This window comes from Yersinia sp. KBS0713 (genome assembly GCF_005937895.2).
Taxonomy (GTDB): Bacteria; Pseudomonadota; Gammaproteobacteria; order Enterobacterales; family Enterobacteriaceae; genus Yersinia; species Yersinia bercovieri.
The window spans coordinates 3,678,540-3,690,747 of the sequence record NZ_CP042173.1 but is presented as its reverse complement, the minus strand read 5'-3'; the positions used below and the strand labels follow the sequence as shown (position 1 = coordinate 3,690,747).

Here is a 12,208-nt window from a genome sequence, read left to right as displayed (position 1 = left end):
TCACTGACAATAAGGGCGGCTAAACACCGCCCTTTTATTTTGTTTTTTGTCGAGCTGCCTTAGGACAAGTAAACAGAGGGCCACATGAGTCAGCTCTCTGATGAGGAGAAAAGAATTGAAACATTTGCATATTGCGGTAGGGATTATTCGCAACGCCCAGCAAGAGATTTTTATTACCCAGCGCGCTGCTGACTCCCATATGGCGGGTTTTTGGGAGTTCCCTGGCGGGAAGATTGAACAGGGTGAAACGCCGGAACTGGCCTTAAAACGTGAACTGTTGGAAGAGACCGGAATTGTGGTGCAGAAGGCGACGCTACTCAAAGTGCTAGAGCATACTTTTACTGATCGTATTGTGACATTAACTTTTTATATGGTCGAAGCGTGGGATGGCGAACCTTTTGGTCGCGAAGGGCAACCGATGCGCTGGGTGAGACAATCTGAGTTGTTGGCTGAAGAGTTTCCACCCGCGAATGCAGCAATCATCGAACTACTCACTGCATAGTACCGCGTTATAACTGAAATGGAGCAAGGTAGTTTGCTCCATTTTGGTATGAGCATCAGTGCTTAGGAGGCTCTTCCTCGCTCCATTCGTCACTGTCAGATAACTCGCCACTACTGGAAATACGTTTTTCTTCGTCCGCCCACTCACCTAAGTCAATAAGCTGGCAACGTTTGCAGCAGAAAGGGCGGTACGGGCTTTGTTCACCCCAAACTACGATTTTCCCACAAGTTGGGCAGTTAACCTCGATGACTTCGGGTTCCATGTTCTCTCCTCAAAATCTTTCTCTACCCTCTATCTTTCAAGTCACAGGTGAATGAATTTGCCACCTTCCAACCCTTGGAATCCATTGGGTATCATTATAACTAAATCAGCAGCAGGCTAATTCAAACGATAAACGAGCTGGCACAGTACCATTTTCACTGTCGAGTGGTAAGAAGCGAATGGCATATCGTGTTTTATGGCCAGAAATTTGCGGGTATAGCTGGGGATCTAGCGGCAGACGTAATCGGAGCAGATCTGCACCTTCGGCGTTATCTTGGAAGAAGCCATTCAAGCTGATTTGTGGGCGTAATGGGCCAGACTGGCGGATTAAGTCTAAAATGAGGGTCAGCGACTGATTGAGTGGAGCTAAACTTGCTAGCAATTTATCAATGTGCTGATTCCGCTGTTCCTGCGGTTGGTGCAACCAAGTGTGTAAAGTGGGTAAATCAAAACTACAGCAACCGCCGGGAATACTTAACCGCTGGCGAACAACACTGATTAAGCGGTCTTCTTTTAATGCTTGCCCAATACGTGGTGCTGACATCAATACCGATGCCCGGCTTTTTAGCTGACTGCGCAGGGTATCCATTAACGACATATCAACGCCGGGCATATCACTCCATTGCTGCAATTTCTGTTGTTGGCGCTCAAGCTCTTTGAGCAAATCAGTACGCACTTCACCGCGCTCAAGAACATCAATTAAATCAGATGCAGTGCGGAAAAATGTTAACGCACTGGCGATATTATCTAATGAACACTGACTTACTAATTGTTGTAGTAAAAACTCCATTCTCAGCCAGGTCCGCATCTTTTCATTGAGCGGGTGTTCAAATAGTATTGTTGAGGTGAGGTCACTCATTGATGTAGATCCTGTTGGGCCGCTGCTGCTAATTTTAAGTACTGCTGGTGTAATGAAGCAACTTGCGGGGCGATAATTAATGGATCGCCGCTATTGTCAATAATGTCATCAGCACAGGCCAGCCGCTGCTGTCGCGAAGCCTGTGATGCTAAAATATGTTCTGCCTGTTGGCGGGTAATACCATCTCTTGCCATCGTTCGAGCAAGTTGTATTTCAGGTGTAACATCTACCACTAACACACGATTCGCTCGGTGGTGTAAACCATTTTCAACCAGTAGCGGGACAACCCAAAGTATGTATGGTGTATCTATCTCGGCAAATTGGCGCTGAGTTTCTTGCTGAATTAGCGGATGCAATAATGAATTTAACCATGCTTTTTCCTGCGGCTCACTGAAAATTTTTTCGCGTAATGCTGCACGATTCAATGTGCCATCAGCTTGTAAAATGGTTTTGCCATAGTGGGAAGCAATAGCTGCTAACGCTGGCGTTCCCGGCTCAACGATTTGGCGGGCGATGATATCAGCATCAATAAGGGGCACACCAAAATTAGCGAATGTATTTGCTACGGTGCTTTTACCGCTGCCAATTCCGCCGGTGAGGGCCACAATATAGGTCATTGCCTAACCTTACATGCTGTTAGTGAGTGGCCGAATTGTATCTGAAAGCAAGCGATCAGGCATAGCAAGGAGTGCATTCTATTTGAACTGCGTGGAGAAATACGTGAAGTAGGTATATCACCGGACACATGGTTGCGACTCTTCAGGTAATTTGTGGGATTGTAGCGTAAATAAAGGTGAATTCGCAGTCTTGCCGAAGAATTATTCATGCGTATGATAGCTTCACTGGGATGGCGTGATTTACGCCCGATCAATTTTGCGATCTATCGCCACTAACCAGGAATAATAAGCCATGCGTATTGAAGAAGGTTTGAAGTTAGGTTTCAAAGATGTATTAATCCGCCCTAAACGTTCAACACTGAAAAGTCGCTCTGAAGTGGAGCTGGAGCGCCAGTTTACCTTCAAACACTCAGGTTGGAATTGGTCCGGTGTACCTATCATCGCCGCTAACATGGATACCGTTGGCACCTTCCGCATGGCTGAAGTCTTGGCCTCATTCGATGTTCTTACCGCAGTTCATAAGCACTACACTGTTGAGCAGTGGGGCGAGTTTGTGAAACGTGTCCCTGAATCAGTACTGCGCCATGTTATGGTCTCCACCGGCACCTCTTCTGCTGATTTCGACAAAATGAAACAAATTTTGGCGTTATCACCCGCCTTAAAATTCATCTGTATCGATGTGGCTAACGGCTACTCAGAACATTTTGTCGCTTTCTTGCAAAGAGCCCGTGAAGCTTGCCCGGATAAAGTGATCTGTGCGGGTAATGTGGTCACCGGCGAGATGGTAGAGGAGCTGATCCTCTCTGGTGCTGATATTGTTAAAGTTGGTATTGGGCCAGGTTCAGTTTGTACTACACGAGTGAAAACTGGGGTTGGCTATCCACAGCTATCCGCTGTTATCGAGTGTGCTGATGCGGCGCATGGTCTGGGTGGACAGATTGTCAGTGATGGCGGTTGTTCCGTACCGGGTGATGTAGCTAAAGCGTTCGGCGGCGGTGCTGACTTTGTGATGTTGGGTGGCATGCTAGCTGGACATGATGAGTGTGAAGGTCGTGTCGTTGAAGAGAATGGCGAGAAGTTCATGCTGTTCTATGGTATGAGCTCTGAATCTGCTATGAAACGCCATGTAGGTGGTGTTGCTGAGTATCGTGCAGCAGAAGGCAAAACTGTTAAATTGCCATTGCGTGGCTCGGTTGATAACACAGTACGTGACATCATGGGCGGCCTGCGTTCAGCCTGTACTTACGTCGGTGCTTCACACTTAAAAGAGCTAACTAAACGCACTACGTTTATTCGTGTAGCAGAGCAAGAAAACCGCGTATTTGGCAGTAATTAATCCCAAACTTCCGGTGATAATGTCTTTCTGGATGCGGTGGTCAATGAATATCTGAAGCTTATTCATTTCAGAGTGACAACTTATTTCAGGACGCGATAAAGAAAGATGGTCAGGGAGTTGGTAGAAATCTACCACACACGCCGGCCATATCTGTCGCGAAATACAAAATGCCCGATGAGCTTCATCGGGCGTTATAAGGCTGAAAAGTATCAACCTATAGTAGGACTAGTCATATTTTCTCCTATCACAGTGCCAGCGAGCTTTCCCCTATCTACCCAATGACATCCCCTAACTGGAAGATCGGTAAATACATTGCTATCACCAAAACACCAACAATACCGCCAATAATCAACATCAAAAGTGGCTCCAACATTTGAGTGAGATTATCAGCCAAATCTTGTGTTTGTTGCTGATGCCAATCTGCCAGCTTATCTAGCAGTACATCCAGAGCGCCTGACTCCTCGCCTACTCGCACCAGTTGTTGGCACAGTGGGGGAAATAAATGGTATTGATCAAGAGCGGTATATAGAGGGGAACCTTGATTTATCTGCTTTTGAATATGTTGTAGTGCTTGCCGATAGGTCTCGTTACTGGCGGAAAGAAGTGCTGCATCTAATCCTGCTGTTAGTGGTAATCCTGCATGTTGAGTGATAGCCAATGTTTGAAAAATTTGGCTAAGGCAACTGCCACGAACTAATGCCGAAACTAATGGAATACGTAATAAAATTTTTTGCTCCCATATTTGCCAGCGGGCCTTATGTTGTCGTGCATAAAAATATCCGGTGCTGAGTGATATCAGTATGACGGCGATACCTAGCCCATAATCTGTAAGGCGTGTTGACATCCAAAGAAGCGAGGCAGTAAGCGTGGGCAGTGGCGTATCAAATGATTGATAGATCTGTGCAAATTCAGGTAGCACCATTACCAACATTAACACACTGACAACTAACGCGATAATGCAGACAAACACGGGATACTTTAGTGCTTTGATCACTTTTTTTTGTAATTTTTGTTGCCGTTCCTGATGCTCGACCAACTGAATACAGCACTGCTCAAGATTCCCGGTTAACTCCCCCATAGCAATTACTGGGGGATATAATCGCGGAAAAATACGTGGGTAATGTGTCATTGCTTCGGATAATGATTGGCCCTGTGAAACTTGTTGGCTGATTTCCTGTAATAAGCATCGCCATGGAAGAGCATCCATCTCTTTTGCTAATAACTGCAAGCTATTGACTAGAGGCAAACCCGCTTGTAGTAGCGTAGCTAACTGGCGAGTAACAGTAACCAAACGCTCTCCTCGCCAATAGCTTACAGATAGCCGCTTACCGCTTTTAATCCCCAGAGGTTGCAATCCATGACGAAACATATATTCGTAGACAATGTTTCTCTCTGTCGCCAGTAGCGCGCCTGTTTGTAATTGGCCAGAAGTTCCAATTGCTCTCCAATAAAATAAGCGCTGCTGGTTCACGATGTTACCTCAGCATCAACTTCAACTAAGAGCCCCACAACACGGTTAATTTCCTCGAGAGTCGTGACTCCACGTTCGACCAACACCAGACCTGCGGAGAGTAATGTTTTTTGGCCCTGCTCCCGCGCAATTTGTGTAAGTTCACGAGGGCTGACATTATTGAGTAAGGCTTGTTGTATTTGCGGAGTGATATTTAACATCTCGTAAACTCCGGTTCGGCCATAATAACCCGCACAGCAGTGCTCGCAGCCCCGAGCTTGATAGTGTTGTAATGGGGCGGTATGTGTCTCTGCTGGGGGCTGAAAAAGGTGAGGAGATACTTGTCGGCAGTGTATGCAGAGCTTACGGACGAGGCGCTGGGCGATGACTAAGCTCAGGCTCGAGGCAATGAGGTGACGCTCTATTCCCATTTGAGTCAGGCGTATCAGTGTCTCCGCCGTTGAATTGGTATGCAGTGTTGAGAGCACCAGATGCCCTGTCAGCGCTGCTTTAACGGCTATTTCTGCGGTTTCATTGTCACGAATCTCACCGAGCATAACCACATCCGGATCCTGACGTAGCATCGCACGTAATACCTGAGAGAAATCCAGCCCAATCTTACTATTGGTCTGGGTTTGATTTATACCATCAAGCTGGATCTCGGTGGGATCTTCAACGCTACAGATGTTTCTTTGCGGCTGATTAAGGTGCCCTAAGCTGCAATACAGTGTCACGGTCTTGCCACTGCCAGTAGGTCCGGTTACCAGTATCAGACCTTGTGGAGCTGATAAAGCTCGCGTTAATTGTTGGACGCCGACTTTTGGTAACCCGAGATTTTCCAATGTCGACTGCTGCTGCATATTAAGGATACGCAGCACCACTTTTTCACCATACTGCACAGGAAGGGTCGCTATCCTCATTGAGTAGCGAGTGCCATTTAGTTGCAGACTTAACTGACCATCTTGCGGCAGCCGTTTTTCTGCGATATTCAATTTCGCCATCACCTTCAGATAGCTGCTGATTCGACTGGCTAACTCAGGCGTGGGGGGTGGGGATTCATGTAATACACCATCAATTCTTAAACGGATACGATAGCGATGTTGATAAGGTTCAAAATGGATGTCTGATGCGCGCTTTTGAATCGCTAGCCTGAGTGTTTGCGTGATAAATTGGGTCACGGGTATATCACTTTCTTTATCAAGCAAGGTTTCATTCTGGTCCTGTAATGACAAGTTTGATGAGCTGGCTCCCTGCCGCTCGCCTATTTGTTGGGATGTACTTTGATTGTGAGTCGTGGAGTCGATTCCCTTGCTTCGTTGTTCTTTGCTGGATGGAGCCAGATTCAACGATTGCTCAATCTTAGCTTCCGGCCAATACTCCACTCTGATTTTTCGGCCACAAGTAAAACGCAGTGCAGTTAATAACTCATCATTTACTGGGCCAGATGAAGCGATGAAGAGGTTCTTTCCATCGAGTCTTAGAGCGATTGCTCTATGACGGCGACAGAGTGCGTGCAATTCGTCACTGATTACCTCTCGTGAGGATGTCATATATTTAGTCATTTGATTTTAGCCCCATCCTTGAACTGGAATGTGTTTTTACAACTATCAGCAAGGCTGACATTTGTTGTGGTACAGGTTCTCGACCAGACTATATTTCCACTGCTACTTATTGTTGGTGACATGACTAGAGTCAGATCGGCGAGTGTCTGTTGACCTGTAAGTGTAATCACACCTTTATCAATGGCTGTTGCATTGACATAACGCGAGGACTGCCCTGTGGGTATTCCGTTATTACCCGCATTGCAGCCATCAAGCTTGGTATGTTCTAGTGCGCAAAGTTCTACTGCCATCTTGTAGGGGACGATACTCTGTAACATATCGGTGAGCGCTGCTTTTTGGAGGTAACGTTGATAGGAAGGGATACCAATACCGCTGAGAACTGCGATTATCGCGATCACTACCATCAATTCAATTAATGTAAAACCTTGTTGATGTTGATGTTGATTAGCCATTTACCACTCTCCATGTGTTTGAGAAAACGAGGCAAGAGTGCAGATTTTCAATTCAGGAGAAAAGGGGCATTACATCGATTTGCGAAGCTTACTGTCGGATATTTAGGTTGTTGCAATGGATTCACAGATAACTTCGGCGGCGTTCGCAAAACAGAATTAGCGTCTGTTAATAGCGGTGAACCTGCGAAAATAATTTGATATACCTTTGTTGTTCCACTTTGTAGGTGTGCTGGCGTATTCGTTATTCGGCCCATCCTTGGGCCTCGCCTCTACGGGGGTAGGATTTACTGGAAACGCATAGAAAGGTCTAGGGCCGTAATGTGTTTGGTTAAGGCGCCGACTGAAATGAAGTCAATGCCTGTTTCGGCATAGCTCCGTAGTGTTTCCAGCGTCACGTTGCCGGAAACTTCCAGTTGCGCGCTTTCCTGAGTTTTGGCGAGCTCATCACGTATCTGAACGGCATCACGCATCATTGGAATGGTAAAATTATCTAACATAATGATATCTGCACCGGCTTCTAGTGCTTGTTGCAGCTCATCAAGGGATTCAACTTCAACCTCGACAGGGACATCGGAATGTATCCAAAACGCCTTCGCCACTGCTTCTTTGATCGAACCAGCGGCAATAATGTGGTTTTCTTTAATAAGAAAAGCATCAGACAAACCGAGTCGGTGGTTATTGCCGCCGCCACAGAGAACGGCATACTTCAAAGCAGTACGTAGGCCCGGCAATGTTTTTCGGGTATCAAGTAGCTGTGTATGCAATCCTGAGAGTACCGCCACATAGCGGCTTACTTCAGTCGCGACACCCGATAACGTTTGCAGGAAGTTGAGTGCGGTGCGTTCACCAGTGAGCAAGATACGGGCAGGGCCTGCCAGATGACAAAGCGTCTGATTCGCCGTTAGCTTGTCGCCATCATTAACGAGCCACTCAACTGATACTTGAGCACCAAGTTGAATGAACACTTCATTCAACCAGCGCTGGCCACAAAAAATACCCGGCTCGCGAGTAATGACTGTGGCGCTAGCCTGTCTATCTGCTGGGAGTAATTGTGCAGTGAGATCGCGGTCTGCATTGACCTCACCACCGAGATCTTCACTCAAAGCTTGAGCGACAGTTGAAGGGATATCACGTTGAATTCGTTCCAATAGCTCGGCACGGCGGCTGTCAGCGTTATAGCTGCGGGTCGGCATAGAAAACTCCGAAATGGCGGATGGATAGTGGTCCAAACATGCTACTCTGTTGCTGGTCGAAGTGCCATAAAAGAGCTGGCAGAAGTGTACTATTCGGGGGCTTAGGTAAGCTATGCAGTTAGAAAGTGACTGGCAGTTAGAAAATGGCTGGATTTCAGGGGTTAAACGGGTTGTCTCTCCCCACTTTGATCAGCGCCCAGAAGGTGAAGCGCCTTCGCTGCTGGTGATTCACAATATCAGTTTGCCTCCCGGTGAATTTGGTGGCCCGTATATCGATCAACTATTTACTGGCACACTTAATGCCGATGAACATCCCTATTTTGTTGATATTGTTCACCTGCGAGTTTCGGCCCATTGCCTGATTCGCCGTGATGGTGAAGTTATCCAATATGTTCCGTTTGATAAACGTGCGTGGCACGCCGGAGTATCAACTTTTGCCGGGCGTGAGCGGTGTAACGATTTTTCTATTGGAATCGAGCTGGAAGGGACGGATGTGCTACCGTTTACGCCCGCACAATATCACAGCCTACATAAGATAAGTGCGCTGCTATTTGCTCATTATCCGATCACTGCTGATCGGGTGACTGGCCACAGTGATATTGCGCCAGAACGTAAAACAGACCCAGGCCCTGCGTTTGATTGGGCCATGTACCAGCAGGGTTTAGCAAAGTTATCACCATAATAGTGATGTTGGTAACTGAATATTAGCCAAGGGTTGAGTGTCAAGGGGGCATTGTTTTACTGCCTCAACTGATATTGTTGTTTATGAATGCCGGGAGGCATATGCCCTGCTTAGGGTGGTTAAATGTAAAGGGAGAGTAAGAGCTAATGACACTGTTTACGTTGTTGCTGGTGCTGGCGTGGGAGCGCTTATTTAAACTGGGCGAACATTGGCAGTTAGATCACCGTCTTGAAGTTGTATTTGCCCGTTTACGCCACTTTTCGTTAGTACAAACTATTTTGCTGGCCGCAGTGTGGATGGTGCTGGTATGGCTGATTTTACAGTTAGTGCAAAATATGTTGTTCGGTTTCCCTGCGTTACTTATCTGGATATTGATTTGCCTGCTATGTATTGGTGCAGGTGGCATTCGTAAACATTATCGTGCGTACTTAAAAGCTGCGCGGCAAGGTGATGTACATGCCACAGATAAAATGGCCGAGGAGTTAGCGCTAATCCATGGTTTACCCGTGGAGAGTGGTGAGAAAGCCAGATTGCAATCCTTGCAAAATGCACTTTTGTGGATAAATTTCCGCTATTATTTGGCCCCGATTTTCTGGTTTGTAGCCTGTGTTAACTATGGTCCTGTGGCGTTAGCGGGTTACGCGATGTTACGTGGCTACCAAACTTGGCTGGCGCGGCATCATACCCCTTTACAGCGCTCTCAATCGGGGATTGATCGCATTCTACATTGGCTGGATTGGATACCCGTGCGATTAGTGGGTGCTGCCTATGCATTGTTGGGCCATGGCGAAAGAGCATTACCTGCCTGGTTTGCTTCGCTGGGTGATTTCCACTCTCAGCAATACCAAGTGCTGACTAGGCTTGCGCAGTATTCTCTGGCTCGGGAGCCCCACTTAGATCCCGTGCAGACGCCAAGAGCGGCTGTCTCATTGGCACGAAAAGTGACGCTGGCGATGATTGTAGTAGTGGCTTTGCTGACGATATATGGAGCCTTGGTTTAGCGAGCAGGGCTGGTCATGAGTGATCAGCCCTTTTGATATGGTTTTCTGTTGTGAATTATTCTTATTTTTCTTACTAATAAAGAAAATACATTGCTTAGTGTAGCTTCTGTTCAAGGTAGCACCACGACTGATGCTAATGGAGAAACCTGTATTGAGTCGGCGAGTACCAAAACAGAAGTGGCTAAAGTGATAGCGAGAGTCGGCGGCAAGACATAGATAGCATTACTCTCAATACCATAATTGCTGATGCTTACGGCAATCCGATTAAAAATGAATGAACGGGCCAGCACTGGAGGCTGGCCCGTTAGAGGTGTTATCGTCAGATTCTGAGGATAATCAGTGACTTTCTGCTACTAAGCTGTTACCCGCTGACCCCGATTTTTCAGGACGTAACTGACCGCCAGTAGCAGTAACCACGCTGGAATCAATAGCACGGAAATCTGAATGCCTGGTGTCAAATACATGATGACCAGAATGCCACTCAGGAAGAGTAAGCACAGGTAGTTGCTGAACGGATACCAGAATGCTTTGAACTGCGGAATGACGCCCTGACGGTTTTTAGCCGCACGGAATTTAAGATGTGCGAGGCTAATCATCGCCCAGTTGATGACCAGTGCGGAGACCACCAGTGCCATCAATAATTCAAAAGCACGGCCCGGTATTAAGTAGTTAATCAGCACACAGAAGGCGGTGGCAAATGCTGAGACGGCGATGGCAATTACCGGTACACCGCGACCATCGACTTTCAACAGTATTTTCGGGCCATTGCCCTGTTTTGCCAGGCCGAACAACATGCGGCTGTTGCAGTAAACACAACTGTTGTAGACCGACAGTGCCGCCGTCAGTACCACAATATTCAATACCGTGGCGACCACATTACTGTTCAATGCATGGAAGATCAGCACAAACGGGCTGCCGCCTTCGACCACTTTGCCCCACGGGTAGAGAGAGAGCAAAATAGCCAAAGAACCGATATAGAACAATAGGATACGGTAGATAACCTGATTGGTGGCTTTCGGGATGCTTTTAGCTGGGTTTTCAGCTTCTGCGGCGGTAATGCCCACTAATTCAAGGCCACCGAAGGAGAACATAATAACCGCCATGGCCATCACCAAGCCCATGATGCCATTGGGGAAGAATCCCCCTTGCGCCCACAAGTTGGTCACTGTGGCTTCCGGGCCGCCTTGCCCGCTCAGTAATAGCCATCCACCGAACAGAATCATGGCGATGATGGCGACCACTTTAATAATGGCGAACCAGAACTCCATCTCACCATAGACTTTGACGTTTGCCAGATTGATGGCATTGATGGCAAGAAAGAAGACCGCGGCAGAGACCCAGGTTGGGATCTCCGGCCACCAGTATTGCACGTAGATACCGACCGCAGTCAGTTCGGCCATTGCCACTAACACGTACAGCACCCAGTAGTTCCAACCGGAAGCAAAACCGGCGAAATTACCCCAATATTTATACGCAAAGTGGCTGAACGAACCGGCGACCGGCTCCTCAACCACCATTTCACCTAACTGGCGCATAATCAGAAACGCGATAAAACCGCCGATTGCATACCCCAGTAAAACTGAAGGCCCCGCCATTTTTATGGTTTGCGCGATACCCAGAAATAGTCCAGTACCAATTGCGCCACCTAAGGCAATTAGCTGAATGTGGCGGTTTTTAAGCCCCCGCTTTAGCTCCGCACCTTCCTGCTGAACACTCATTATTGCATCCTCTGTCGTTGTCACTTTTAGCCGGCAAACCCGAGCCTTATGCTATGCGTAATATTTTGATTACATTATCTGTATTGTTTTGTTTACGGTGGCTTTGCATGGAGTTTTCTTGTTTGGCTACCGTTTAACAGAGAATAGTGGTAGGCGGGAATTATTGCACCTGCTTTTTATTTTAACCGGTGAATATTTGGTCAAAAATGCAAATAAAATTGTGATGCCTGATCAAGCTGTTGTTTGGCGAAAAAGCAGTAATGGGTAGTTTTAGTACGAAAACTCATCAGTTGGCCATTTCTACCATGGTCAAACCTGTGTCCAGGTCAGAGAAAAGAGAAGGACACATTTTCCTGTGTATTGATTGAATGCTTATTCATAACTTAAGAATATAAACTCATAAATAAAATAACTATAACGCTTCAGCTTGCCTAAATACCCGTTTCATAAAAGTTAAAACTCATTGATGTCAGGTAATGGTATTACCAACGGTGCGTTATCACTTTGCGTCACTTTATTAGTGGAGTTGTTAAAATGTGCTGGGTTTCATGATTTTGGTCAAGGTCCGTATGGAC

General features: G+C 46.9%; 12 protein-coding genes. 4 read left to right on the top strand and 8 right to left on the bottom strand.

Features of this window, described 5'->3' with window-relative positions; translation table 11 throughout:
• The first annotated feature begins 115 nt into the window (after positions 1 to 115).
• Complete coding sequence (gene mutT / locus FFE93_RS17610; RefSeq protein ID WP_005275214.1) at positions 116 to 502, top strand: 8-oxo-dGTP diphosphatase MutT; 387 nt, start codon at positions 116 to 118, stop codon at positions 500 to 502.
• Between the two features lie 55 nt (positions 503 to 557).
• Here the strand turns inward: mutT and yacG are convergent, their stop codons facing one another.
• The 3 genes from yacG to coaE form a co-directional block, all read right to left on the bottom strand.
• Positions 558 to 764 (bottom strand): DNA gyrase inhibitor YacG, encoded by a 207-nt coding sequence (yacG, locus tag FFE93_RS17605; RefSeq protein ID WP_032814702.1) that lies wholly within the window; start codon positions 762 to 764, stop codon positions 558 to 560.
• Between the two features lie 105 nt (positions 765 to 869).
• Complete coding sequence (gene zapD, locus FFE93_RS17600) at positions 870 to 1,622, bottom strand: cell division protein ZapD (protein ID WP_032898076.1); 753 nt, start codon at positions 1,620 to 1,622, stop codon at positions 870 to 872.
• Positions 1,619 to 2,239, bottom strand: a complete 621-nt coding sequence (gene coaE / locus FFE93_RS17595; protein WP_005275209.1) for a dephospho-CoA kinase — start codon at positions 2,237 to 2,239, stop codon at positions 1,619 to 1,621. Before coaE ends, zapD begins: the two co-directional genes overlap by 4 nt.
• Positions 2,240 to 2,531: 292 nt before the next feature.
• On the opposite strand from coaE, the gene FFE93_RS17585 reads away from it, so the two are divergent.
• A complete protein-coding gene (locus FFE93_RS17585) occupies positions 2,532 to 3,575 on the top strand; it encodes a GMP reductase (RefSeq protein ID WP_004875550.1) in 1,044 nt (347 codons plus the stop codon).
• A 271-nt stretch (positions 3,576 to 3,846) separates the two neighbouring features.
• On the opposite strand, the gene hofC is transcribed toward FFE93_RS17585, so the two are convergent.
• From hofC to nadC, 4 genes are all read right to left on the bottom strand, one after another.
• On the bottom strand, positions 3,847 to 5,046 hold the full coding sequence (hofC, locus tag FFE93_RS17580; RefSeq protein ID WP_138775679.1) for a protein transport protein HofC: 1,200 nt from the start codon (positions 5,044 to 5,046) through the stop codon (positions 3,847 to 3,849).
• On the bottom strand, positions 5,043 to 6,587 hold the full coding sequence (gene gspE, locus FFE93_RS17575) for a type II secretion system protein GspE (RefSeq protein ID WP_032898074.1): 1,545 nt from the start codon (positions 6,585 to 6,587) through the stop codon (positions 5,043 to 5,045). Before gspE ends, hofC begins: the two co-directional genes overlap by 4 nt.
• The gene (ppdD, locus tag FFE93_RS17570; RefSeq protein ID WP_054872211.1) at positions 6,584 to 7,039 is read right to left on the bottom strand and encodes a prepilin peptidase-dependent pilin; all 456 of its coding nucleotides are present in this window, start codon (positions 7,037 to 7,039) and stop codon (positions 6,584 to 6,586) included. Before ppdD ends, gspE begins: the two co-directional genes overlap by 4 nt.
• A 284-nt stretch (positions 7,040 to 7,323) precedes the next feature.
• On the bottom strand, positions 7,324 to 8,232 hold the full coding sequence (nadC, locus tag FFE93_RS17565; RefSeq protein ID WP_005275201.1) for a carboxylating nicotinate-nucleotide diphosphorylase: 909 nt from the start codon (positions 8,230 to 8,232) through the stop codon (positions 7,324 to 7,326).
• 112 nt (positions 8,233 to 8,344) lie between these two features.
• Here nadC and ampD point away from each other — a divergent pair, with 112 nt between their 5' ends.
• A complete protein-coding gene (gene ampD, locus FFE93_RS17560) occupies positions 8,345 to 8,914 on the top strand; it encodes a 1,6-anhydro-N-acetylmuramyl-L-alanine amidase AmpD (protein WP_005275199.1) in 570 nt (189 codons plus the stop codon).
• Between the two features lie 146 nt (positions 8,915 to 9,060).
• Positions 9,061 to 9,915 carry a beta-lactamase regulator AmpE gene (gene ampE / locus FFE93_RS17555; RefSeq protein ID WP_005275193.1) on the top strand — a complete coding sequence of 285 codons (855 nt, stop codon included), beginning with the start codon at positions 9,061 to 9,063 and terminating at the stop codon, positions 9,913 to 9,915.
• A gap of 353 nt (positions 9,916 to 10,268) precedes the next feature.
• Here the strand turns inward: ampE and FFE93_RS17550 are convergent, their stop codons facing one another.
• Positions 10,269 to 11,633, bottom strand: coding sequence for an amino acid permease (locus tag FFE93_RS17550; protein WP_005275187.1), 1,365 nt, complete (start codon positions 11,631 to 11,633; stop codon positions 10,269 to 10,271).
• Positions 11,634 to 12,208 lie beyond the last annotated feature (575 nt).

What these genes read in the sequence shown, in the direction of transcription:
- ampD (WP_005275199.1), top strand. Translation starts at nt 8,345, where the DNA reads ATGCAGTTAGAAAGTGACTGGCAGTTAGAAAATGGCTGGATTTCAGGG.
- FFE93_RS17550 (WP_005275187.1), bottom strand. Translation starts at nt 11,633, where the DNA reads ATGAGTGTTCAGCAGGAAGGTGCGGAGCTAAAGCGGGGGCTTAAAAAC.
- ampE (WP_005275193.1), top strand. Translation starts at nt 9,061, where the DNA reads ATGACACTGTTTACGTTGTTGCTGGTGCTGGCGTGGGAGCGCTTATTT.
- zapD (WP_032898076.1), bottom strand. Translation starts at nt 1,622, where the DNA reads ATGAGTGACCTCACCTCAACAATACTATTTGAACACCCGCTCAATGAA.
- FFE93_RS17585 (WP_004875550.1), top strand. Translation starts at nt 2,532, where the DNA reads ATGCGTATTGAAGAAGGTTTGAAGTTAGGTTTCAAAGATGTATTAATC.
- ppdD (WP_054872211.1), bottom strand. Translation starts at nt 7,039, where the DNA reads ATGGCTAATCAACATCAACATCAACAAGGTTTTACATTAATTGAATTG.
- nadC (WP_005275201.1), bottom strand. Translation starts at nt 8,232, where the DNA reads ATGCCGACCCGCAGCTATAACGCTGACAGCCGCCGTGCCGAGCTATTG.
- gspE (WP_032898074.1), bottom strand. Translation starts at nt 6,587, where the DNA reads ATGACTAAATATATGACATCCTCACGAGAGGTAATCAGTGACGAATTG.
- coaE (WP_005275209.1), bottom strand. Translation starts at nt 2,239, where the DNA reads ATGACCTATATTGTGGCCCTCACCGGCGGAATTGGCAGCGGTAAAAGC.
- yacG (WP_032814702.1), bottom strand. Translation starts at nt 764, where the DNA reads ATGGAACCCGAAGTCATCGAGGTTAACTGCCCAACTTGTGGGAAAATC.